Genomic DNA, 21,905 nt, shown 5'->3' on the forward strand with positions numbered 1-21,905 from the left:
CGCTATGCAGGCTGGCATAAATTGATTCGGCAAGCTTTTTACTGATGCCGGGGGCTTTGGCGATTTCGTCGATGCTGGCGCGGTTGAGCTCCTGCAGGCCGCCGAAATGTTTCAGCAGGTCGCGGCGGCGCTTGGGCCCTACCCCGGCCACGTCTTCCAGGGTCGATACACGCCGGGCCTTGCCACGCCGGGCGCGGTGGCCGGTGATGGCGAAGCGGTGGGCTTCGTCGCGGATCTGCTGGATCAGGTGCAGCGCCGGGTTGTCACCCTTGAGGGTGAACTCGTGGGCCACGTCGTTGAGGTAGAGGGTTTCGAAACCGGCCTTGCGCGTCACGCCCTTGGCCACGCCCAGCAGGGTCAGGTCGGTGAAGGCCAGCTCCTGCATCACTTCGCGGGCCATGTTCAGCTGGCCCTTGCCGCCGTCCACCAGCAGCACGTCGGGCAGCTTGCCCTCGCCGTCCTTGATGCGCCCGTAGCGGCGGGTCAGGGCCTGGTGCATGGCGGCGTAGTCGTCGCCTGGGGTGACGCCTTCGATGTTGAAGCGCCGGTAATCGGATTTCAGCGGGCCTTCGGGGCCGAACACCACGCAGCTGGCCACCGTGGCCTCGCCGCTGGAATGGCTGATGTCGTAGCACTCCAGGCGCTGCGGCACTTCATCCAGGCCAAGCACCTCGGCCAGGGCCTCGAAGCGCGCGGCCATGTGCTGGCGGTTGGCCAGGCGGGCGTTGAGCGCCTGTTCGGCGTTGGTCACCGCCAGCTGCTGCCAGCGCGCGCGGGTGCCGCGCACCCGGTGGCTGATGCTCAGTTCGCGGCCGCGCAGGGTCTGCAGGGCCTCGGTGATGGCGGCGAAGTCTTCGTGCACCACGTTGACGATCAGCTCGCCCGGCAGTTCACGCTCGGCGTTGCCCAGGTAGTACTGGGAGAGGAACGCGGCCATCACTTCGGCCACCTCTTCCTCGATGCCCACCTGCGGGAAGAAGTTCTTGCTGCCCAGCACCCGCCCGCCGCGCACGCTGATCAGGTGCACGCAGGCGCCCCCGGGGTTGACGAAGGCGGCGACCACGTCGACGTCACCGGAGCCGCCCTCGATGTACTGCTGGTCCTGCACCCGGCGCAGCAGGGCAATCTGGTCGCGCAGCTCGGCAGCCTTCTCGAAGTTCAGGGCCATGGCGGCCTTTTCCATCTCGGCGTTGAGCTCGTTGCCCAGCTGCTGGCTGCGGCCTTCGAGGAACATCACCGAGTGGCGCACGTCCTCGGCGTACTCCTCGGGCTCGACCAGGCCCACGCAGGGCCCCTTGCAGCGCTTGATCTGGTACTGCAGGCACGGCCGGGTGCGGTTGGCGTAGTAGCTGTCTTCGCACTGGCGCACCGAAAAGGCTTTTTGCAGCAGGCTCAGGCTTTCACGGATGGCGCCGGCGCTGGGGTATGGCCCGAAATAGCGGCCCTTGGCCTTTTTCGCACCGCGGTGGATGCCCAGACGTGGGAATTGCCCGTCAGAAAGGAAGACATAAGGGTAGGATTTATCGTCGCGCAACAAAATGTTGTACGGCGGCCGCCACTCCTTGATCAGGTTCTGCTCGAGCAGCAGCGCCTCGGTCTCGTTGGCGGTGATGGTGGTTTCCACCTGGGCGATACGGCCCACCAGCGCGGCGGTTTTCGGCGCCAGGCCGGTCTTGCGGAAATAGCTGGCCAGGCGCTTCTTGAGGTTCTTCGCCTTGCCCACGTAGAGCAGGCGGGCTTCGGCGTCGAACATCCGGTAAACGCCCGGGCGACCACTGCAGGTCGCCAGGAATGCGCTGGCATCGAAATTCTGAGACATGAGGGTTTACAGGCTTGCGTCGACCATACCGTGGCGAACGGCCAGCAAGGTCAGTTCGACGTCGCTGGTGACCGAGAGTTTTTCAAAGATCCGATAACGGTAAGTATTGACGGTCTTGGGCGACAGGCACAACTTGTCGGAGATGATCTGCACCTTCTGGCAGCCAACGATCATCAGGGCAATCTGGATTTCCCGCTCCGACAGCGCATCGAACGGCGAGCCTTGCGGCTGGAACGACTTGAGCGCCATCTGCTGGGCGATCTGCGGGCTGATGTAGCGCTGGCCGGCGAACGCCAGGCGGATGGCCTGGACCATTTCGTCGAGCCCTGCGCCCTTGGTCAGGTAGCCGGCGGCCCCGGCCTGCATCAGCCGCGTGGGGAACGGGTCCTCTTCGCACACGGTGACGGCCACCACCTTGATGTCGGGGTGGCTGCGCAGCATCTTGCGGGTGGCTTCCAGGCCGCCGATCCCAGGCATCTTCACGTCCATCAGCACGACGTCCGGCTTGAGCTCTCGGGCCAGCTTCAGCGCCGACTCCCCCGAATCCGCCTCGCCCACCACCTGCAGGCCGTCGATGTCGGCGAGCATGCGTGTAATACCGGTTCGTACCAGATCGTGGTCATCGACCACTAGGACCCTTATCAAGCAGACACCTCGTCAACAGGGCGATTGGATCCCGCCACCTTAACAAAATTTTTCAAGACGAACCTAGCGTAAAACTTCTGTCACACCTGACTGGCGCTCATGATGCCGGGGCCACGCCCCCTGGCCGTTCCTGCCCTCGCCCGCCAGGCGCTCGAGCAGATGCCCCAATGCCGCCTGGTCGGCGGCCGACAAGCGTCGAAACGCCCCCAGCAAACCGCTTTCTTGGGTGCTCAGGCTCTCCAGCGGCGCAGGCGTGCGCACACCGTTCAGTACATAAAGTGCATCAACCCCCTTGGCCGCCAGCGACGCCAGGTAATCGAGCCGTGGCGTGCGCTCGCCGCTTTCGTACTTGCCCTGGGCATTGGGCTCGACGCCGCCGATATCGCCAAACACCCGCTGGGTCATGCCCAGCCGCTCGCGCTCTTCCCTTAGCCGTGGACCGAGTCCGTTCATATGACGCTTCTCCTTTCCTTTAATCGTCATTGGGGCCTGCCCACCATCCTGTGCGCAGTTGCAGACTGCGTGGTCACTATGCCCCTGGTCAGCATCCGTCGCAAGCCAGTATTAGGCCATCAGGCATATCGCAGCAGCTGGCGCGAACCTGTTGTTAATCATGGGAAATAACAACTTGGGCCGCTGACAACAAACATCCAGGGGGCGGAAAAACAGGGGAAACGCCATCGATCTGGCGCCATTATGCCGGCATCAAGGGGTAAGAAGCTTTTTTGACGCCCAACTAACAGCAACTTTAACTCATTGATTTGCTTAGGTTTTTTAACTTTCACAGAGATAAATAAGGCGATTTGCAAATAAGCCAAGAGCAACGCTTGCAATAAAAATAAGAACGCATTTAGTCTGTAAATAGACCACTAAGAAACAGCCTGTAACGCCACTTCTGAGCGCGGCTTAATTCTGCGCGTCTGCCATTCGACAACTACTTGAACTGTGTATCTCGGCCGGCTTCGCCGCGCCTGGGGAGAGGGATCTATGAACATCAGTATCTTTGGACTTGGCTATGTCGGCGCGGTCTGCGCGGGTTGCCTTTCGGCCCGCGGCCACCATGTGCTGGGGGTGGACATTTCCCCGGCGAAAATCGAACTGATCAACCAGGGCAAGTCGCCCATCGTCGAGCCGGGCCTGGAGCAATTGCTGCTCGACGGCGTGCGCCAGGGCCGCCTGCGCGGCACCACCGATGTGCAGGCGGCCATCCTGGCCAGCGAAATGTCGCTGCTGTGCGTAGGCACGCCGAGCAAGAAGAATGGCGACCTCGACCTGGTCTACATGGAAGCGGTCTGCCGCGAAATCGGCGCGGCCCTGCGCGACAAGGGCAGCCGCCACACCGTGGTGGTGCGCAGCACCGTGCTGCCCGGCACCGTGAAGAACGTGGTCATCCCGATTCTGGAAAAAGCCTCCGGCAAGCGCGCCGGCGTCGATTTCGGCGTGGCGGTGAACCCGGAATTCCTGCGTGAAAGCACCGCCATCCAGGACTACGACTTCCCGGCCATGACCGTGATCGGCGAACTGGACAAGGCCTCGGGCGACCTGCTCGAGTCGCTGTACCAGGGCCTGGACGCGCCGATCATCCGCAAGCCGATCGAAGTCGCCGAGATGATCAAGTACACCTGCAACGTGTGGCACGCCACCAAGGTCAGCTTCGCCAACGAGATCGGCAACATCGCCAAGGCCTCGGGCGTGGACGGCCGCGAGGTGATGGACGTGGTCTGCCAGGATTTCAAGCTCAACCTCTCGCGCTACTACCTGCGCCCAGGCTTCGCCTTCGGCGGCTCGTGCCTGCCCAAGGACGTGCGCGCCCTCACCTACCGTGCCAGCCAGCTCGACGTCGAGCACCCGCTGCTGGCCTCGATCATGGCCAGCAACCGCAACCAGGTGCAGAACGCCATCGACCTCATCGAGCGCCAGGACAAGCGCAAGGTCGCCCTGCTCGGCCTGAGCTTCAAGGCCGGCACCGACGACCTGCGCGAAAGCCCGCTGGTGGAACTGGCCGAGCGCTTGATCGGCAAGGGCTACCAGCTGCGCATCTTCGACTCCAACGTCGAATACGCCCGGGTGTTCGGGGCCAACCGCGAGTACATCGAATCGAAGATCCCGCATGTCTCGTCGCTGCTCAACAGCGACCTGCAGCAGGTGATCGATGACGCCGACGTGATCGTCCTGGGCAACAACGACGAACGCTTCGCCCGCGCCCTGGAGGCCGGCAACGGCAAGCAGGTGATCGACCTGGTCGGCTTCATGCCAGGCATCAGCGACACCCACACCCAGGGCATCTGCTGGTAACCGCCACCCCGCACAGCTGCGCAACACCCCACGCAGGCCCCGGCCTGCGCGGGGCTTTGCGCGGGCGGCGGAAAACAGGAGTCATGGCTACATGGATCGACAGCAACCGCCCTTCGTGGCACCAGGCTACTTGCGCGCGGGCGCCAGCTTCTTCGCCTGGGCCTGCCTGGCCGGCCTGATCGCACTGGCATCGGAGATGGTCGCGCCGCAATACCTGGACCCGAACCATCACCTGTTCATCTTCATCATCGGCACCCTGGGCATGTGGCGCTACGGCAATGCCATCGTCCACTACCTGCGCGGCATGTACTTTTTGCACTGGCAGTTCCCGCGCCTGCGCCGGCGGGTCGAGCGCATGGGCGATGCGGCCCTGCCGTCGCACCTGTTCATGGTGGTGACCAGCTTTCGCATCCCCACCCACACCACCTTCAAGGTGTACCAGTCGGTATTCCAGGAGGTGCAGCGGCTGAAGGTGCCGTGCACGGTGATCGCCTCGATCGTGGAAAAGGGCGACGAGACTTTCATCAAGGACATCATGCGCAACGAGGTGCAGGGCCGCGACGACATCAAGCTGGTGATCGTGCGTGCCCGCGGCACCGGCAAGCGTGATGGCCTGGCCCACGCCTTCCGCGCGTTGTCCCGGCAGATGCCGCTGGAAGATGCGGTGGTCGGCGTGGTCGACGGCGACACCATGATGCTGCCCGGCTGCGTCGAGCGCGCGGTCAAGCTGTTCGCCGTGCTGCCCGACGTTGGCGGCCTCACCACCAACGAGTTCTGCGAGGTCGAAGGCAGCCGCTGGATGCGCCAGTGGCACTCGATGCGCTTCGTCCAGCGGCACATCAACATGTGCTCCATGGCGCTGTCGCACCGGGTGCTGACGCTGACCGGGCGCCTGTCGTTCTTCCGCGCCTCGGTGATGATCGACCCGGCGTTCATCCGCGACGTCGAGGCCGACTTCCTCCAGCACTGGCGCCTGGGCCGCTTCCAGTTCCTCACCGGCGACGACAAGTCGAGCTGGCTGAGCCTGATGCGCGCCGGCTGGGACACCTTCTACGTGCCCGATAGCCACACCCTGACCGTCGAGCACCCGCCCAGCGACAACTTCTGGGTGGCCACCCGCCAGCTGATGTTCCGCTGGTACGGCAACTCGCTGCGCCAGAACTTCCGCGCCACCGCCCTGCTCGGCCGGGCGCGGCTGGGGCTGTTCACCTTGTACGTGCTGCTCGACCAGCGGGTGTCGATGTGGACCTGCCTGATGGGCCTGACCGCCTCGGTGGTGGCCGGCCTGGTGTTCGGCATCCAGTACCTCTTGGTGTACCTGTTCTGGGTGCTGATCTCGCGCAGCCTGGTGACCGTGCTGTTCGTCTTCGCCGGCCACCCGGTCAGCCCGATGTACCCATTCGTTCTCTATTACAACCAGATCGTCGGTTCGCTGATGAAGGTCTACGCGATGTTCCACATGGACCAGCAAAGCTGGACGCGGCAGAAGACCACCCTGGCCACCGGTAGCGTCGACTTCGACGCCACCCTCAACCGCTGGTCCTCGAAGGCGATGCTGTGCTCATCGATCGCCATCTTCTTCGGGGTCATCACCGTTCTTTTGGAACTCACGCAACGTTAAGGAAAGGCGCCTGCACATGAGTAGCACGAACATTCCCGTGGCCCCGGGCAAGACAGCGGCCAACATCGTCCACGAGGCCATCGACGAGCGCCAGTACGTGCGCACCCGGATGAACGCCCGCGTGCGCCTGAGCAGTGCCGGGCAGGCGCCGTTCGAAACGGCTTTGCAGGACATCTCCCTGGGCGGCCTGGGCCTGCGCCACGAGGCGCCGCTGACCATCGGCGCGCTGTACGACGCCTCGATCCGCCTGCGCCTGAACCAGGTCGACCTGAGCATCGACAGCAAGATCCGCATCGTCTCCCAGCGCGGCAGCGAAGTGGGCGCGCAGTTCGTCGAGCTCGATGCGCAGAAGCGCGACATCCTGCGCTACCTGATCAGCGCCTACATGTCGGGCGAAATCGCCGACATCAACGGCCTGTTCAACGTCATGCAGCGCGAAAACTACATCAAGGAGCGCAAGCACAAGTACGCCAGCGCCCGCACCCCGGGCGCGCGCCTCAAGGCCCTGGCCGGCACCCTGGCGTACACCGCCGCCGGCGTCGCGGCCCTGGCCTTCGTCGGCTACAAGGGCTACCTGCTGTTCTTCCGCATCCCGGCCGTGCAGGCCCAGGTGGCGGCCAACGCCCAGGTCATCAGCATGCCCGACAACGGCTACGTGAAGTACCTGCTGCCCGCCGACGCCAGCGAGGTGAAGGCCGGCCAACCGGTGGCGAACATCTCCACCCAGCTGGCCACCAGCTTCACCAGCCCGGCCGACATGAAGGCGGTGGCCGACCTCGCCCCCGGCGACCTGCAGGCCCTGCTCGGCCGCGCCACCATCGAGACGGTGATCAACAGCCCCTGCGACTGCCTGGTCTACTACCCCGGCCAGCGCCTGGACGGCTACGGCTACAAGCAGGCGCCGCTGCTGCACCTGCTGCCCAAGGACCAGGGCCTGTTCGTGCGCGCCAACGTGCCGTTCGACAAGCTTGCCGATGTCGACCGGGTGAAGTCGGTGGACATGCAGGTGTTCGGCCTCGACCAGCACTTCAGCGGCAAGGTGGTCGACGCCCGCGTCGATGAAACCAACCGCAACCTGGCGCTGACCATCCAGCCGGACACCCCGCTGCCGGCCGACGCCTACCAGAAAGCGGTGGCGGTCGACCTGTACCTGGGCCTGCCGTTCGGCGCTGCGCGCTGACTGGCCGAGGACTGACCCCATGAGCGTGAACATGCCGTCCCGCCTGCTGCTGGCAAGCCTGGCCCTGGCCTGCGCCAGCGCGGCCACTGCCGGGCAGAGCCTGGAACAGATCCGCTACGCGCTGTACAAGGACCCAGGCGCCGAGGTCACTGCCGACCTGCGCGAACTGGCGGCCCGTGGCGACCTGGCCAGTACCCTGCTGCTGGGCGATGTGCTGGCCGGGCGCGACGACGCCAGCCGCACGGAGGTGGTGGCGCTGTACCAGAAGGCCTTTGCCGACGGCCACGGACTGGTGCCGGCGCTGGCCTCGCTGGCCCGCCTGATCGACCGCACGCCCAGCCTGCGCGAAGCGCAACGGCCCTGGGTGGCCCAGGCGCTGATGCGCTACCCGGCCAACCTCGACCCGCGCAACACCAGCACCACCCTCGAGGTGTTCCTGGCCTACCCGGAACTGGTCGAGACCACCCAGGCGGCGCAACTGCTGGGCCTGTACGAACGCGCCTGCCTGCTCAACTGCCGCCCCGAGCTGTACCACGCGGTGCTGGCCGAGCGCCAGGGCGACCGCGCCAGCGCCGAGCGCTGGTACCGCCAGGCGGTGCAGGTGGATGTGCGTGCCATCGACCGCTACTACGCGTTCCTCGGCGAGCGCCAGGATCAGCTGTTCCCGGCCTTCGCCGACCAGCTCGAGGCGCAGCGCGAGCAGTTGCCGGTGGAGATCGTGCACCGCATCGCCGCGCTGCTCGACAGCATCACCAGCGTGCAGCGCGCCGAGCTCGACGCCGACCGCTACGAGCGCCAGGCCGCCACCAGCACCCTGGAGAAGCTGCCACCGAGCCCCGAGCAACTGGCCCGCGACAAGGCCCAGGACGATGCCCTGAACCTGGCCAGCGCCCGCGTCCAGCGTTGGCGCGACGTGGCCGTGGCCCGCGGCTTCGTGCCGGCCATGGTGTCCAAGGCCAACTACATGATTTCCAACCCCACCGAGCACAACGCCGAAGAAACCCAGGCGCTGATCGACCAGGTGCGCGAGCGCGAACCGACCCGGGCCAAGGCCTTGCAGGCGCAGTTCTACATGGTCAACAACTGGCTGACCCTGGACCCGGACAAGGCCCGCGCCCTGATCGAGGAACTGCGCGCCAGCCACTACCCGGGCGCCGGCCTGCTTGAGGCCGAGTACTACAGCAAGGGCGTGGCAGACCAGCCCGACCAGGAAAAGGCCCTGGCCCTGTTCCAGGCCGAAGCCGACAAGGGCAACACCGCCGCCTGGTACCGCATGGCCACGCTGCACGCCTATGGCCGCGCCCTGTGCCACGACCCGGTCAAGGCCTACACCTACGCCCGTGTCGCCCTGGACCTTGGCGAGCGCAGCGCGCGCAGCCTGCTCAAGCGCCTGGAGAAGACATTGCAAAAGGATGACATCGAGCGCGCCCTCGCCGCTCGCAACGGACTGTTCAAGGAGGCCACCCTGTGAAAGCGCACCACCCCCTGTTCGGCGCCCTGCTGGCACTGGCCCCCTTGCCAGCGGCCCTGGCGGGTGAAGAAATCACCGGCCCGGAAGCCGACAGCAACGAGCCGGTGCGCGTTGCCGCCGCCGATGGCAGCGAGCCGGTCATCACCTCGGAGTTCTTCAACAAGCTCACCGTGCAGACCGGCTACGGCCCCGAGGACTCGCAGGTCGGCAGCGACCGCGAGTCGTTCTACAGCCTGCGCTACGAGCCGTCGTTCGCCTGGTACTCGCCGGAAAAGCGCTGGGCCAAGTGGATGGTCTACGGCCGCCTGTGGCTGAACTACGACTCCAGCCAGTCGAGCAACCTGACCAACGAAGCCAGCAACGGCAATGAGCGCGAGCAGCCCGAAGGCTGGTACGCCGAACTGCGCGAGCTGTACGTCAAGCGCAACCTGATCGGCGACGACCCACGCTTCTCGGCCTCGCTGGGCCGCCAGCGGTTCTACGACGACTACGGCATCTGGTGGGACGACAGCCTCGAGTCGCTGCGTTTCAACTACCAGGACACCTTCAGCGAGGCGTTCTTCGCCGTCGGCCAGAAATTCCACAACTACAACACCGACGTCAACCGCCTGGCCGACAGCGAGGAGCGCACCACCTACCTGATGGGCCAGTACGCCTACCGCTGGAGCCCGAACAACCAGGTCGGCGTGCGCCTGATGCACGAGAACGACCACAGCGGCCACGACGCCGACGACCGCTACGACTTCAAGGGCATGCGCTACGGGCTGTTCTTCAAGGGCGACAACCTGGCCTACCCGGTGCTCAGCGACTACCACCTGGAGCTGGCGGCGCTGGACGGCAAGATGGACAACACCGACGGCAACGGCCAGACCAGCACCGGCCACAGCAGCAAGGGCTGGGCGGCCCTGGGCGAAGTCGGCAAGCGTTTCGACAGCCTGCCATGGACCCCACGCCTGGCCCTGCGCGGTGGCCTGACCGACAAACCCAGCGACGAAAACGATGGCTTCCGCCTCAATGCCATCCAGTCCGACCGCATCACCCGCAGCGGCTCCTACAGCACCCGCCTGACCAGCTCGTTCGTCGCCCTCGACCTGCGCAACCTGAGCTACTACGGCCTGGCCGTGGAAACCCGGCCGACCCCGCGCAGCGCGCTGGACCTGCGGGTCACCCAGCTGAACCTGCGCGACGCCGATGGCACCCTGCCGATCCGCATGAACGGCGACCAGCGCGCCGAGCGCAACCGCGCCATCGCCCAGGGCAGCAACGGCAACGGGCGCAACGTCGGGCAGATGCTCGACCTCAACTACTACTGGAAGATGTTTCCGGTGGCCATCGACGGCAAGCACCTGGACGTCAACGCGCTGGTCAGCGCCAGTTACCTCAATGCCGGCAGCGCATTGGCAACCGGCGACGACTACCAGCTGAGCGTCGGCGTGGTCATCAGTTACTAAGGACGGGCCCTGCCATGATCTTCGCCTCCAATGTGTTCCTGTTCCTTTACCTGCCGCTGTTCCTGGCCGTGTACTTCCTGGCAAGGCCAAGCTGGCGCTCGACGGTGATCGTGGCCGCCAGCTACATCTTCTATGCCTGGTGGCGGCCGGACTTCCTGCTGCTGTTCGTCGGCATCACCTACTGGAACTACGCCTTCGGCCTGCGCATCAAGGCGCGCCTGGATGCCGGCGACAAGCGCTGGGCCCTGCGCCTGCTGTGGATCGGCGTGGCCGGCAACCTGGCGACCCTGGGCTACTTCAAGTACGCCAACTTCGGCGCCGAAGTGCTGGCCCTGCTGCTGGCGCCGCTGGGCATCAACACCTGGACCCTGGAAAACATCTTCCTGCCGCTGGGCATCTCGTTCTACGTGTTCCACGCGCTGAGCTACATCGTCGACATCTACCGCAAGGACGCCACGCCCACCCGCAGCTTCATCGACTTCGCCGCCTTCGTCGCGCTGTTCCCGCACCTGGTGGCCGGGCCGATCCTGCGCTACAGCCAGCTGGCCCCGCAGCTGCGCGAGCGCAGCCATTCCCTGGAGCTGTTTTCGCTGGGCGTGTGCCGGTTCATGCTCGGCTTCATCATGAAGGTGCTGATCGCCGACCGCCTGGCGCCAATCAACGTGCTGTTCGTCAGCGAGGGCGCGCTGCAGTTCAGCGATGCCTGGTTCGGCCTGGTGATCTCCACGCTGCAGCTGTACTTCGACTTCGCCGGCTACAGCCACATGGCCCTGGGCCTGGCGTTGATGATGGGCTTTCGCTTCCCGGAAAACTTCAACCAGCCCTATGTGTCGCAGAGCATCACCGAGTTCTGGGCGCGCTGGCACATGACCCTGGCGCATTTTCTGCGCGACTACGTGTACATGCCGCTGGTGCGCAAGCGCGTGGCCGGCGCGCTGCCGGCGCTGGTCTGGACCATGCTGCTGTCGGGCCTGTGGCACGGGGCGAGCTTCGCCTTCATCTGCTGGGGGCTGTTCTTCGGCATCGGCATGGTCATCGAGCGCAAGTTCGGCCTGGCTACCAAGGTCACCACGCCCTACCGCCTGGGGCGCAACCTGCGCACCGCCCTGCTGATCGTGCTGAGCATGCCGCTGTTCTTCACCATGGACCTGCGCCACAGCCTGGACATCTACAAGGCGCTGTTCGGCTTCAACGGCTTCGGCTCGCTGCAGCTCTACGTGCTCGGCGCCTCGAAGATGGCCATGGCCTTTGCCCTGGTGGCGCTGGCCTGGCTGCTGCTGGCCGGGATCAACAACGTGCGCTTCTATGCCGGCAACAAGGAAGGCTACTTCATGCGCCATGTCGGCGCGCTGCACAGCGTGCTGCTGTGGGGCGGTTTCCTGTTGGCGCTGAGCAGCCTGGCGGCCAACTCCTTTTCGCCCTTCCTGTATTTCCAGTTCTAGGAGACGGCCATGTACCCGGTAATGAATTCGGCCAGCAAGGCCAATGGCCTGATCTTCGCCCTGGTGCTGGGGGCGATGTTCATCTATTCGCTGCCGCCGGTGGCGAGCTTCGCCCGCACCTCCACCGACACCTGGAACCTGTTCGTCGACGGCAAGCTGCTGCGCAAGTTCGAGCAGGCCTACGACAAGCGTTTCTTCCTGCGTGAGCCGTCGGTGCAGCTGTGGGCCGACGCCCAGTTCCACCTGTTCGGCGAAGGCACCAAGGGCGTGGTGCTGGGCAAGGATGGCTGGCTCTACACCAACCAGGAGTACCGCGTGCCCAACGACCTGGAGGCCAACCTGGGCAGCCAGCTGGAGCAGATTGCCAAGGTGCGGGCGCAACTGGCCGAGCATGGCAAGCAGCTGGTGATCCTGCCGCTGCCGATGAAGCTGGACGTGTACGCGGCGCATGCCGAACAGGCCTTCGACCCGCGGGTGAGCAGCCTCTACGACCGCTTTGTCGCCGAGCTGCAGCGCCGCCAGCTGGACGTGGTGCCGCTGCGCTCGGCGTTCCTGGCCAACCTCGACGGCCCGCAGCTGTTTCTCAAGTCCGACACCCACTGGAGCCCGGAAGGCGCGCGGTTGTCGGCCTACGAGCTGGCGCGCCAGCGCCCGCAGCTGCTCGGTGACCAGGTGTACGTGTCGCACAAGGCCGGCGAAAAGAGCGTCAAGGGCGACCTGATGAACTACATCCAGTTCGACCACGCGCGCCTGGCGCCGCAGTTCGGCCCCAACCCGATCGCCCTGTACGAAACCCTCAAGGCCGAGCAGCAGGCCGACGACCTGTTCGCCGAGCAGGACCAAAGCCTGCTGCTGGTGGGCACCAGCTACAGCAAGATCGACGACTGGAATTTCGTCGGCTTTCTCAAGGAAGCGCTCAACCGCGACCTGTTGAGCATCGCCGTGGAAGCCCGCGGCCCGTTCGAGGCGATGAACCAGTTCCTGGCCAGCGACCAGCTGGCCAACGCGCAGATCGACACCGTGGTCTGGGAATTCCCCCTGCGCACCCTGCTTGCCCACCGGCCCGGCTCGCTCAGCCGCAGCGCCACGCCGCAACATTTCTGACGAATCATGGAGAACCCGATGAAACTGACCCACCTGTTCGCTGCCATCGCCCTGGCCACCGCCAGCCACGCCACCCTGGCCGCCGAGGGCAATGCCGACCTGTATGACGCGGTGGCCCCGGCCGACTCGGCGTTCGTGCGCGTGCTCAACCTGTCCGACAGCAACATCGACGTGACCCTCAGCGGCAAGGTCAACCCGCAGCGGGTCGCCGCCGGCCAGCTCAGCGGCTACCGCTTCACCCCGGCAGGCGCGCACAAGATCGCCGTCGCCGGCAAGGCCATCGAGCCGCAGCTCAAGGCCAATGCCGCCAGCACCGTGGTGTATGACGGCAAGCAGCTGACGCTGATCAGCGACAAGTACGTCAACGAGCCGAAAAAGGCCCAGATCGCTTTCTACAACCTGACCCCCACCCAGGCTGCGCTGAAGACCTCCGATGGCAAGCACGAGGTGGTCGCCCCGCTCGCCAACGGCCAGACCGGCACGCGCATGGTCAACGAAATCAAGATCGACTTCGCCGCCTATGCCCAGGACACCAAGGTCGCCAGCTTCGACGAGCAGTTCCTCAAGAAGGGCCGCTCCTACAGCTATGTGCTGCTGCCGGGCAACCGCAGCATGACCCTGGCCAACAGCATCGACCCCACCGAGTGACGCCCACGCTGCAAGGATGAATGGCACATGAAGACGCTTCTAACCTCCGCCCTGGGCCTGGCCATGGCCGTGCTCAGCCTGCCCGGCCAGGCCGCGCCGGCGGGCAAGGCCGGCTGTGAAAACCTGCAGTGCATGGTCTGCCCGGCGCTGAGCGACCCGCAACGCTATGGCGAAGGGCGCATGAAGCTGATGCGCGAGATCGTGCCCGGCAAGGACCGCTGGCTGTTCCGCTCGATGGTCGACCTGACCAACGACTTCGGCATCCCCGCCCCCATGCGCCCGGAGTTCGCCCGCCTGATGCAGGCCTTCGAGCGCCAGGGCATCCATGTGGCCATGGCGATCCAGCCGACCCGTGGGCTGATGCACCGCGACAAGCTGCTGCCGGGGCAACTGCACGGCTTCGACTACGCCCGCGCCAGCAGCAACCTGGGCAGCTACCTGGGCCAGCTGCGCCAGGGCGGTGCGGTGGTGGCGCCGATGATGCAGCTGGTGCAGCAGCCGCCCGAGGGTGAGTACTTCTTCCGCCGCGACCACCACTGGACGCCCAACGGCGCCGAGGCCACGGCCAAGCTGATGGCCGAGGAAATCCGCCGGCAGCCGTTCTACGCCGGGCTGGCCAAGAAGGCCTACCGCACCGAGCCGGGCGTGATGGTGCCCAAGGACGGCACGCTGAACCTGGCGCTGAGCTACATCTGTGGCAACAACTACGGTTTCCAGTACGTGCGCGGCTACCAGACCATCCCCGAGGCCGCGGGCGCCGACGCCTTGTTCGACGAAGCGCCCGACCCCGAAGTGATCCTGGTCGGCGACAGTAACGCCGCCGCCCGTGAAGACGAGAGCAAGCAGTTCAACTTCGATGGCTACCTGAAGCAGTACCTGGGGGTGGACATCCTCAACTATGCCCTGCCGGGGGTAGGCGAGGATGGCTCGCTGCTGGAGTACCTGCTGTCTGGCGACTACAAGCCCAAGGCGCCGCCCAAGCTGATCGTCTGGGAGCTGCCGGCCAACTATCGGCTCGACTCGCCGTTGATGTACCGCCAGCTGGTGCCTGCGGTGCAGGGCGGCTGCGCGGTGTCCAAGGAGGTGCTGGGGGCGAAGCTGCAGCGCCCGGCGCTGAAGGTGGGCGAACGCATCGAGCTGCTGAGCAATGCCGGCAGTGGGCGCCAGTCGCTGAGCGGTTCGAAGGGGTTTCTCGACATTCGCTTGAGTGACAAGAACGTCAAGGACTTCTACATCATCGTCTATTACGACAATGGCGCGCGGGACAAGGTGTGGTTCCGCCGTGAGGCGGCGGTGACCGGGGGGCAGTATTACCTGGAGCTGAGCAAGGACCCGGCGTTTGCCGGGGCCAACTTGCTGTCGGTGTTCATGGAACCGACCAAGCCGGGGACAGTGGCTACCGACGTGGAGACGCGGCTGTGTCTGTGACCGCCATCGCCGGCAAGCCGGCTCCCACAGAAATCTCCAGCGCCCACGCCATCGGTGTGGGAGCTGGCTTGCCAGCGATGGGCCGCAAGGCGGCCCCCACAGGAACCTCCAGCGCTCACGCCATCGGTGTGGGAGCTGGCTTGCCAGCGATGGGCCGCAAGGCGGCCCCGATACTGCTGGCCCTGGCGCTGTTTTGCCCGCAAACCCAGGCCGCGCAATCCATCTGGCCCGCCCACAGCACCGCGCAGTCGGCCATGATCGCCGACTACCGTACCCTGTCCTGCACCCAGGAGCCGCCCGCGCCCTACACCGGCACCCTGCACCTGCAAAGCAAGTACGACCAGCGCGATGCCAGCAAGTCGACCCTGCGCAGCAGCCCCGACGCCGACAGCGAGCGCATCGGCAAGCAGGTCAAGCAGTTCGTCGGCGGCCTGATCTACGCCAGCAAGCGCTTCCAGCGCGCCAAGAAACCCCAGCAGGCCAACATGGCCCTGGCCTGCCAGGACCAATGGCTGCAACGCTGGGCCGAAGCCGGCGCGCTGCTCAACCCCGATGCCAGCGGCACCGGCATGGCCGCACGCAAGTGGGCGTTGGCGGCCATGGCCGGCAGCGTGCTGCTGACCCAAGCCGCCAGCGACGGCAAGCTGCAACTGAGCCCGGCGCAGAAAACCTGGTTCAGCCGCCTGGGCGAATTGGTGATCGCCGAATACGACCCACGCCGCACGGCCAAGGGCGTGTACTTCAACAACCACGACTACTGGGCGGCCTGGGCGGTGGCCGCCACCGGCATGCTGGTGGGCCGCGACGACTTCATCCAGTGGGCCGACGGCAACCTGCGCCGCGGCCTGGCCCAGGCAGTGCGCAGCAGCGACGGCAGCTATGCCTACCTGCCGCTGGAAGTGGCGCGCAGCAAGCTGGCCGCCACCTACAGCCAGTACGCCCTGGTACCGCTGGTGCTGCTGGCAGAATCGGCACGCGCCAATGGCTTGGGCTGGAGCGCCGAAGACCAGCACACCCTGGACCTGCTGGCCAACTTCGCCGCCCGCAGCGTGCTCGCCCCCGATGAGCTGCCCGAACTCAAGGGCCAGGCACAAACCGACGTGGCGCCCTACAAACTGGCCTGGCTGATCCCGTTCCTCGAGCGCAACCCCCGGCACGCCCTGGCGCGCCAGCTGTACGACAGCGAAGACGGCGAGGTGGACAACTACAGCCAGCTCGGTGGCCCGCTCAAACCCTTCTACTCGCCACTGCCCGGATCAAGGAGCTGAACCATGGCCGCCCTCGCCCGCTTTTCCCTCACCTGCCTGGCCGCCTTGTGCTTGGCCGGCACGGCCCACGCCGCCAGCCAGGCGCTGCCGGCCAACCAGACGGTGACCCAGCTGACCCAGGACCAGCGCCAGCTCAAGGTCGACCAGTTGCGCCAGCAGGTGCGCCAGGCCGTGGCCTTCCAGCAGGCCGAACGCCCGCGCCCGGCAGGCCGCGCCAGCGTCAGCCTGCAGCCGATGTTCTCGGCCCAGGCCGGCAGCTGGCCGTTCGAGCCGTTCGTCAACAACGGCCTGTTCCGCGCCATCGCCGGCTACCAGGCGCATCACCCGCAGGTGGTGCAGCTGCGCGGCGGCAGCATCACCCTGGCGCAGTTGCACGATGCCCTTGGCGACCCGCGCATCCTCAAGCGCTACAAGGACGGCTACCTGCTCAGCTATCCGCTGCTGATCGCTGCCGATGCCGGGCTGGTGATCGAAGGCACCAGCCTGTACCTGTCGAGTTTTTCCGGCACCGCGCTGATCAACCAGGGCTGGTTGGGGCTCAACCAGTCGAGCCTGGAAAGCATGGCCGGCGAGCGCCCCGGCGCCACCGAACGCGCCTGGCGCCCGTTCGTGGTGGCCTGGGCCGGCAGCCACACCCAGGTACTCGGTTCGACCCTCAAGCGCCTGGGCTACAACGCCAACCTCTCGCGCGGCCTGACCACCGCCCTGAGCGCCCAGCAGCCGGCGAGCACGCGCCTGGCCACGGTGCTGATCCGCGACAGCCACTTCAGCCAGATGTCCAGCGCGGTGGAGTTGCAGCACAGCCAGGCGACCATCGGCGCCAGCCAGTTCGAGCAGTCGCAGCAGTACGCCATCGACGTGCGCGACAGCCAGCTGAAGCTTGAGGGCAACCAGCTGCGCGGCATCGACAACAACAGCGGCGTGCGCCTGCGCGGGCAGACCCGGGCGCTGGTGCAAGGCAACCTGATCCTCGGCGCGGCCAAGGCGGCCATCGAGGTCAGCGAGCAGCAAGGGGCGGTACTGTTGGCGGGCAATCGCATCGGCGACAGCCGCGGCAATGGCATCCAGCTGCGCAACCTGGCACCGACCGCAGCGGCGCCGCTGGTGATCGACGACAACCTGCTGGCCAGCAGCCAGGGCAGCGCGGTGGATGCCAGCGAGGTGGGCGCCGTGGCGTTGCTCGACAACCGGATTGGCAATACCTCGGAGTATGCCGTGAGCGTGCGCAACGCCGCACCGCTGCCGGGGCCGCTGGTGCTCAGCGGCAACCGCCTGGGCCAGGTGGGCAAGGCGCTGGTGCGGGTGGAGGGGGTGCGTGATGTGGTGCTGGGGGCGAACAGCTATGAGGGCAAGCCGTTGCTGCAGAACCTGTTGATTGGGGATTTGCTGCCGTTGCAGGGGCAACTGCTGGAGGCCACTGTGCGCCAGGGGGGCACGGTGCGGGTGCAGCAGCAGTAACATCTTTGCTCGGCTGTGCCGGCCTCTTCGCGGGGCAAGCCCGCTCCCACAGGTACACCGCTGTCCTTCAATTAAGCGGTGTACCTGTGGGAGCGGGCTTGCCCCGCGAAGAGGCCGGCAAAGTCACCCCACCACCCGCTGCATACGCACGAAACATTCATCCTCGCCCATCTCGACAAACCCATGGCGCAGGTACAGCCGCCGCGCCGGGTTGCTCTTGAACACCATCAACCTCAGCAACGGCAAGCGCCGCTGCCCGGCCCAAGCGGCCAACTGCTCCAGCACCCAGCCGCCCACCCCGCGCCCACGCTGCTCTGGCCGCAAATGCAGCTCGCGAATGAACAGCGCCTGGCGGTCCTGGCTGAGGCTGCAGAAACCCAGCACGCTCTGCCCCTCGACGATCAGCCACTGCTCGCGCCAGCCCCAGGCCTGGTCGAAGGCCTCTTCGACCCACAGCAGATCGAACTGGCGGTAATAAGGCAGCATCGCCCGGCGCGTGAGGTCGCGGGCGAAGGTGCAGTCCTGGTCGCTGGCGCGCTTGAGTTCAAGGGGCATAGCACACCGGCGAACTGCCCGGCGCGCGCCGTTCCCATTCCTCTTCGAGCCAGGCGGCCAGCACCTGGGCGTTGTTGTGCTCGGTGTCCTTGCCGGCATACAGCAGGGTCAGGTCACCCTTGGCCAGCCAGTCCAGCAGCGGATACCAGTGCTCGGGATGCGCTGCCAGCTCCTGCCGATAGCGCTGGGTGAACGCATTGAAATCGAGCTCGCCCTGGTGAAACGCCTTGCGCAACTGAGCCGACGGCGCCACCTCGCGCAGCCACTGGCCGTGCAACTCATCCTTGCGTTTGTTGCGCGGCCACAGGCGGTCGACCAGCACCCGCTGGCCATCGCCGGGGTCAGCCGCGTCATAGACGCGCTTGCAGCGAATCATGGGGTTCTCCTGCCTTTACCACTCGTCTTGAGCCTAGGTAATTCATTGACCGAGGTCACGTCCCGGTAACGAATTGTTTCTATGCTGACAGCCTTCGGCACCTTCGCCTGAAGCCACTCGGAGCCACCATGGCAACCCCGTCACTGGCCAGCCAGCCGCAACTGGCCCACCGCGATTCACGCCCGCAGCTGTCGCACAAACCCGGGCGCGCCACACTCTTTCTGTTCTTCGGCCTGCTCATGGCCGGCATCGCCTACACCGCCTGGAGCCTCAAGCAGGACGTCAGCGCCAGCGGCACGGTGATCACCACGGTCACGCCGTTTCTGCTGCTGGGCCTGGCGCTGTTGATCGCCCTGGGCTTCGAGTTCGTCAATGGCTTCCACGATACCGCCAATGCCGTGGCCACGGTGATCTATACCCACTCGCTGCCGGCGCCGGTGGCGGTGGTCTGGTCGGGGCTGTGCAATTTCCTCGGCGTGCTGCTTTCCAGCGGCGCGGTGGCCTTCGGCATCATTGCCCTGCTGCCGGTGGAGCTGATACTGCAGGTGGGCTCCACCGCGGGGTTCGCCATGGTCTTCGCCCTGCTGCTGGCCGCGATCATCTGGAACCTCGGCACCTGGTGGCTGGGCCTGCCGGCCTCGTCCTCGCACACCCTGATCGGCTCGATCATCGGCGTAGGCGTGGCCAACGCCCTGATGCATGGGCGCGACGGCACCAGCGGGGTGGACTGGGGCCAGGCCAGCAAGGTCGGCTACGCCCTGCTGTTCTCGCCCTTGATCGGCTTCGCCTGCGCCGCCCTGCTGCTGCTCGCCCTGCGCGCGCTGGTCAAGCGCAAGGAGCTGTACCAGGCACCGGAAGGCCGCACGCCGCCACCTTGGTGGATCCGTGGGGTGCTGATCCTCACCTGTACCGGGGTTTCCTTCGCCCACGGCTCCAACGACGGGCAAAAAGGCATGGGCCTGATCATGCTGATCCTGGTCGGCACCTTGCCGATGGCCTACGCGCTGAACAAGACCATGCCCAGCGAGCAGGCGCTGCAGTTCTCCGCCGTTGCCGAAGTGACCCGCCAGGCCCTGGTGCGCTCCGACCCGCGGCCGTTGCCCGGCGACCCGCGCCAGGTGCTGACCGCGTTCATCTCAGAGCCCAAGGCCAACCCGCAACTGGTGCCTGCCCTGGCCAGCCTCACCGGCATGATCGGCGAGGAAGTCAAAGGCTACGGTTCGCTCAAGCGGGTGCCGGCCGAGGCCATGGCCAACGTGCGCAATGACATGTACCTGACCAGCGAAGCGATCCGCCTGATGGAGAAAAACCAGCTGGTCAGCTTCGACGCCGACACCCGCAGCCACGTGCAATTGTTCAAGACCCAGCTCGACGACGCCACCCGCTACATCCCGCTGTGGGTCAAGGTGGCCGTGGCCATCGCCCTGGGGCTTGGGACCATGGTCGGCTGGCGGCGCATCGTGGTGACGGTGGGCGAGAAGATCGGCAAGACCCACCTGAGCTATGCCCAGGGCGCTTCGGCCGAGGTGGTGGCGATGTGCACCATCGGTGCTGCGGACATGTTCGGCCTGCCGGTTTCGACCACCCATGTGCTGAGCTCCGGCGTAGCCGGGACCATGGTCGCCAATGGCTCGGGGATTCAGAAACGCACGCTGATCAATTTGCTGATGGCCTGGGTGTTGACCTTGCCGGCGGCGATGCTGCTGGCGGGGAGCCTGTACTGGCTGCTCAACCAGATTTTTTGAGCTGACCGGGCTGGCCCTATCGCCGGCAAGCCGGCTCCCACAGGTACACCACTGGGCCTGAGTGCTGTGGAGTACCCGTGGGAGCCGGCTTGCCGGCGATAGGGCCAGACCTGCCCACATCAACCCGGAATCTTCAGCCCACGCTGCACCGCCGGCCGCTCGAGGAACCTGGCCAGCACCCGCTGCACTTCCTTGAACTCATCGAACCCCACCAGCTCCCGCGCGTTATAGCGCTCCACCAGGTTGCGCACCCAGGGGAAGATGGCGATGTCGGCAATGCTGTAGTGCTCGACCATCCATTCGCGGCCCTTCAGATGCCGGTCCAGCACGCCCAGCAAGCGCTTCGATTCGTTGACGTAGCGATCACGCGGGCGCTTGTCTTCGAAGTCCTTGCCGGCAAAGAAATGGAAGAAGCCAACCTGGCCGAACATCGGCCCGATGCCGCCCATCTGGAACATCAGCCACTGGATCGTCTGGTAGCGGGTGGCCGGGTCCTGGCTGAGCAGTTGCCCGCTCTTCTCGGCCAGGTACTGCAGAATCGCGCCCGACTCGAACAGCGGCAGCGGCTGGCCGCCCGGCCCGTTGGGGTCGAGGATCGCCGGGATCTTGTTGTTGGCGCTGAGGGAGATGAACTCCGGGCTCATCTGCTCGTCGCTGTCGAAGCTGACCTTGTGCGCCTCGTAGGGCAGGCCGATCTCCTCCAGCATGATCGACACCTTCACCCCATTGGGCGTGGGCAACGAATACAACTGCAGGCGCTCGGGGTGCTGCGCGGGCCATTTGCGGGTGATGGGGAATGCGCTGAGATCGGTCATGGTCAACCTGTGCCAGGGAAGTGGAACTTGTCACTCTAGTGGCATCGCGCGCGGCTGACCATCACCGGCCGGTGCTCAGCTCGCCTGGCCGTGCGCCTTGAGCTTGAGCTTTTCGGTGTCGACGCGCACGAACACCGAGTCGGCGCTGACGGTGAGCACATCGCCGGCCCAGACCTCGCACAGCACGCGGGTCTTGCGCCCCACTTCACCTTCGACGCGGGCCTTGAGCAGCAGTTCGACCCCCATCGGCGTGGGCTTGAGGTAGTTCACGCCCAGGCTGCCGGTGACGCAATCGATACGCGGCAGGCTGCCGGGCTCGCGGCCCTCGGCGCGGTAGTGGTAGGCCATGGCCGTCCAGTTGGAGTGGCAGTCGACCAGCATCGCCAGGAGCCCGCCGTAGACCAGGCCGGGCCAGCCGATGAAGCTGCTGTCGGGGTTGTGCCGGCACAAAAGGTGGATACCGTCGCTGTCCCAGTGGCTTTGCAGGTGCAGGCCGCTGGGGTGGGAGCAGCCGCAGCCGTAGCAGGTGCCTTCGGGCGCGGCCAGGGCCTGGAGGGAAAGGGTGTGCTCGTTCATACGCTTCC

19 protein-coding genes are annotated in these 21,905 nt (G+C 65.9%); 12 read left to right on the plus strand and 7 right to left on the minus strand.

The features are described 5' to 3' along the window. From uvrC to B3E94_RS03560, 3 genes are all read right to left on the minus strand, one after another. Positions 1-1,819, minus strand: a 1,819-nt coding sequence (gene uvrC, locus B3E94_RS03550; RefSeq protein WP_286912346.1) for an excinuclease ABC subunit UvrC, incomplete at its 3' end; no start/stop codon positions are given. Between the two features lie 6 nt (positions 1,820-1,825). Next, positions 1,826-2,464, minus strand: coding sequence for a response regulator transcription factor GacA (gene gacA / locus B3E94_RS03555; RefSeq protein ID WP_176513431.1), 639 nt, complete (start codon positions 2,462-2,464; stop codon positions 1,826-1,828). A 63-nt stretch (positions 2,465-2,527) separates the two neighbouring features. After that, positions 2,528-2,917 (minus strand): helix-turn-helix domain-containing protein, encoded by a 390-nt coding sequence (locus tag B3E94_RS03560; RefSeq protein WP_286912347.1) that lies wholly within the window; start codon positions 2,915-2,917, stop codon positions 2,528-2,530. Positions 2,918-3,451: 534 nt separating this feature from the next. Here B3E94_RS03560 and B3E94_RS03565 point away from each other — a divergent pair. The 11 genes from B3E94_RS03565 (at position 3,452) to B3E94_RS03615 (ending at position 17,830) form a co-directional block, all read left to right on the plus strand. After that, positions 3,452-4,759 (plus strand): nucleotide sugar dehydrogenase, encoded by a 1,308-nt coding sequence (locus B3E94_RS03565; protein ID WP_176513435.1) that lies wholly within the window; start codon positions 3,452-3,454, stop codon positions 4,757-4,759. A 91-nt stretch (positions 4,760-4,850) separates the two neighbouring features. Then, entirely contained in the window at positions 4,851-6,380 is a 1,530-nt protein-coding gene (locus B3E94_RS03570) for a glycosyltransferase (RefSeq protein WP_286912348.1), read from the plus strand. A gap of 16 nt (positions 6,381-6,396) precedes the next feature. Continuing rightward, positions 6,397-7,560, plus strand: a complete 1,164-nt coding sequence (locus B3E94_RS03575; protein ID WP_176513439.1) for a PilZ domain-containing protein — start codon at positions 6,397-6,399, stop codon at positions 7,558-7,560. A gap of 19 nt (positions 7,561-7,579) precedes the next feature. After that, entirely contained in the window at positions 7,580-9,031 is a 1,452-nt protein-coding gene (locus tag B3E94_RS03580) for a sel1 repeat family protein (RefSeq protein ID WP_286912349.1), read from the plus strand. Then, positions 9,028-10,482, plus strand: a complete 1,455-nt coding sequence (locus tag B3E94_RS03585; RefSeq protein WP_286912350.1) for an alginate export family protein — start codon at positions 9,028-9,030, stop codon at positions 10,480-10,482. The genes B3E94_RS03580 and B3E94_RS03585 overlap by 4 nt, the downstream gene beginning before the upstream one ends. A gap of 14 nt (positions 10,483-10,496) precedes the next feature. After that, positions 10,497-11,924, plus strand: a complete 1,428-nt coding sequence (locus tag B3E94_RS03590) for an MBOAT family O-acyltransferase (protein WP_236236932.1) — start codon at positions 10,497-10,499, stop codon at positions 11,922-11,924. 9 nt (positions 11,925-11,933) lie between these two features. Next, entirely contained in the window at positions 11,934-13,028 is a 1,095-nt protein-coding gene (locus B3E94_RS03595) for an alginate O-acetyltransferase (protein ID WP_176513447.1), read from the plus strand. A gap of 18 nt (positions 13,029-13,046) precedes the next feature. Then, complete coding sequence (locus B3E94_RS03600; protein ID WP_286912351.1) at positions 13,047-13,676, plus strand: alginate O-acetyltransferase AlgF; 630 nt, start codon at positions 13,047-13,049, stop codon at positions 13,674-13,676. A 27-nt stretch (positions 13,677-13,703) separates the two neighbouring features. Beyond that, positions 13,704-15,104 carry an alginate O-acetyltransferase AlgX-related protein gene (locus B3E94_RS03605; protein ID WP_176513452.1) on the plus strand — a complete coding sequence of 467 codons (1,401 nt, stop codon included), beginning with the start codon at positions 13,704-13,706 and terminating at the stop codon, positions 15,102-15,104. Positions 15,105-15,253: 149 nt separating this feature from the next. After that, positions 15,254-16,372 carry a polysaccharide lyase gene (locus B3E94_RS03610; protein WP_286912352.1) on the plus strand — a complete coding sequence of 373 codons (1,119 nt, stop codon included), beginning with the start codon at positions 15,254-15,256 and terminating at the stop codon, positions 16,370-16,372. 3 nt (positions 16,373-16,375) lie between these two features. Further along, positions 16,376-17,830 carry a right-handed parallel beta-helix repeat-containing protein gene (locus tag B3E94_RS03615; RefSeq protein ID WP_286912353.1) on the plus strand — a complete coding sequence of 485 codons (1,455 nt, stop codon included), beginning with the start codon at positions 16,376-16,378 and terminating at the stop codon, positions 17,828-17,830. Between the two features lie 123 nt (positions 17,831-17,953). On the opposite strand, the gene B3E94_RS03620 is transcribed toward B3E94_RS03615, so the two are convergent. Both B3E94_RS03620 and B3E94_RS03625 read right to left on the minus strand, forming a co-directional pair. Then, on the minus strand, positions 17,954-18,385 hold the full coding sequence (locus B3E94_RS03620; RefSeq protein ID WP_286912354.1) for a GNAT family N-acetyltransferase: 432 nt from the start codon (positions 18,383-18,385) through the stop codon (positions 17,954-17,956). Continuing rightward, positions 18,375-18,761, minus strand: coding sequence for a DUF488 domain-containing protein (locus tag B3E94_RS03625; protein WP_286912355.1), 387 nt, complete (start codon positions 18,759-18,761; stop codon positions 18,375-18,377). The genes B3E94_RS03620 and B3E94_RS03625 overlap by 11 nt, the downstream gene beginning before the upstream one ends. Before the next feature lie 128 nt (positions 18,762-18,889). On the opposite strand from B3E94_RS03625, the gene B3E94_RS03630 reads away from it, so the two are divergent. Further along, entirely contained in the window at positions 18,890-20,506 is a 1,617-nt protein-coding gene (locus B3E94_RS03630; protein ID WP_286912357.1) for an inorganic phosphate transporter, read from the plus strand. 119 nt (positions 20,507-20,625) lie between these two features. Here the strand turns inward: B3E94_RS03630 and B3E94_RS03635 are convergent, their stop codons facing one another. Together B3E94_RS03635 and B3E94_RS03640 are read right to left on the minus strand one after the other, a co-directional pair. Then, positions 20,626-21,321 (minus strand): glutathione S-transferase N-terminal domain-containing protein, encoded by a 696-nt coding sequence (locus B3E94_RS03635; protein WP_176517998.1) that lies wholly within the window; start codon positions 21,319-21,321, stop codon positions 20,626-20,628. Between the two features lie 75 nt (positions 21,322-21,396). After that, positions 21,397-21,897 (minus strand): PaaI family thioesterase, encoded by a 501-nt coding sequence (locus B3E94_RS03640; RefSeq protein WP_176517999.1) that lies wholly within the window; start codon positions 21,895-21,897, stop codon positions 21,397-21,399. Between the last annotated feature and the right edge of the window lie 8 nt (positions 21,898-21,905).

The organism is Pseudomonas sp. UBA6315 (genome assembly GCF_002438125.1).
GTDB lineage: Bacteria > Pseudomonadota > Gammaproteobacteria > Pseudomonadales > Pseudomonadaceae > Aquipseudomonas > Aquipseudomonas faucium.

Coding starts and splice junctions, on each gene's coding strand:
- B3E94_RS03560 (WP_286912347.1), bottom strand. CDS start 2,917: ATGAACGGACTCGGTCCACGGCTAAGGGAAGAGCGCGAGCGGCTGGGC.
- B3E94_RS03565 (WP_176513435.1), top strand. CDS start 3,452: ATGAACATCAGTATCTTTGGACTTGGCTATGTCGGCGCGGTCTGCGCG.
- B3E94_RS03570 (WP_286912348.1), top strand. CDS start 4,851: ATGGATCGACAGCAACCGCCCTTCGTGGCACCAGGCTACTTGCGCGCG.
- B3E94_RS03575 (WP_176513439.1), top strand. CDS start 6,397: ATGAGTAGCACGAACATTCCCGTGGCCCCGGGCAAGACAGCGGCCAAC.
- B3E94_RS03580 (WP_286912349.1), top strand. CDS start 7,580: ATGAGCGTGAACATGCCGTCCCGCCTGCTGCTGGCAAGCCTGGCCCTG.
- B3E94_RS03590 (WP_236236932.1), top strand. CDS start 10,497: ATGATCTTCGCCTCCAATGTGTTCCTGTTCCTTTACCTGCCGCTGTTC.
- B3E94_RS03595 (WP_176513447.1), top strand. CDS start 11,934: ATGTACCCGGTAATGAATTCGGCCAGCAAGGCCAATGGCCTGATCTTC.
- B3E94_RS03600 (WP_286912351.1), top strand. CDS start 13,047: ATGAAACTGACCCACCTGTTCGCTGCCATCGCCCTGGCCACCGCCAGC.
- B3E94_RS03605 (WP_176513452.1), top strand. CDS start 13,704: ATGAAGACGCTTCTAACCTCCGCCCTGGGCCTGGCCATGGCCGTGCTC.
- B3E94_RS03610 (WP_286912352.1), top strand. CDS start 15,254: ATGGGCCGCAAGGCGGCCCCGATACTGCTGGCCCTGGCGCTGTTTTGC.
- B3E94_RS03615 (WP_286912353.1), top strand. CDS start 16,376: ATGGCCGCCCTCGCCCGCTTTTCCCTCACCTGCCTGGCCGCCTTGTGC.
- B3E94_RS03620 (WP_286912354.1), bottom strand. CDS start 18,385: ATGCCCCTTGAACTCAAGCGCGCCAGCGACCAGGACTGCACCTTCGCC.
- B3E94_RS03625 (WP_286912355.1), bottom strand. CDS start 18,761: ATGATTCGCTGCAAGCGCGTCTATGACGCGGCTGACCCCGGCGATGGC.
- B3E94_RS03630 (WP_286912357.1), top strand. CDS start 18,890: ATGGCAACCCCGTCACTGGCCAGCCAGCCGCAACTGGCCCACCGCGAT.
- B3E94_RS03635 (WP_176517998.1), bottom strand. CDS start 21,321: ATGACCGATCTCAGCGCATTCCCCATCACCCGCAAATGGCCCGCGCAG.
- B3E94_RS03640 (WP_176517999.1), bottom strand. CDS start 21,897: ATGAACGAGCACACCCTTTCCCTCCAGGCCCTGGCCGCGCCCGAAGGC.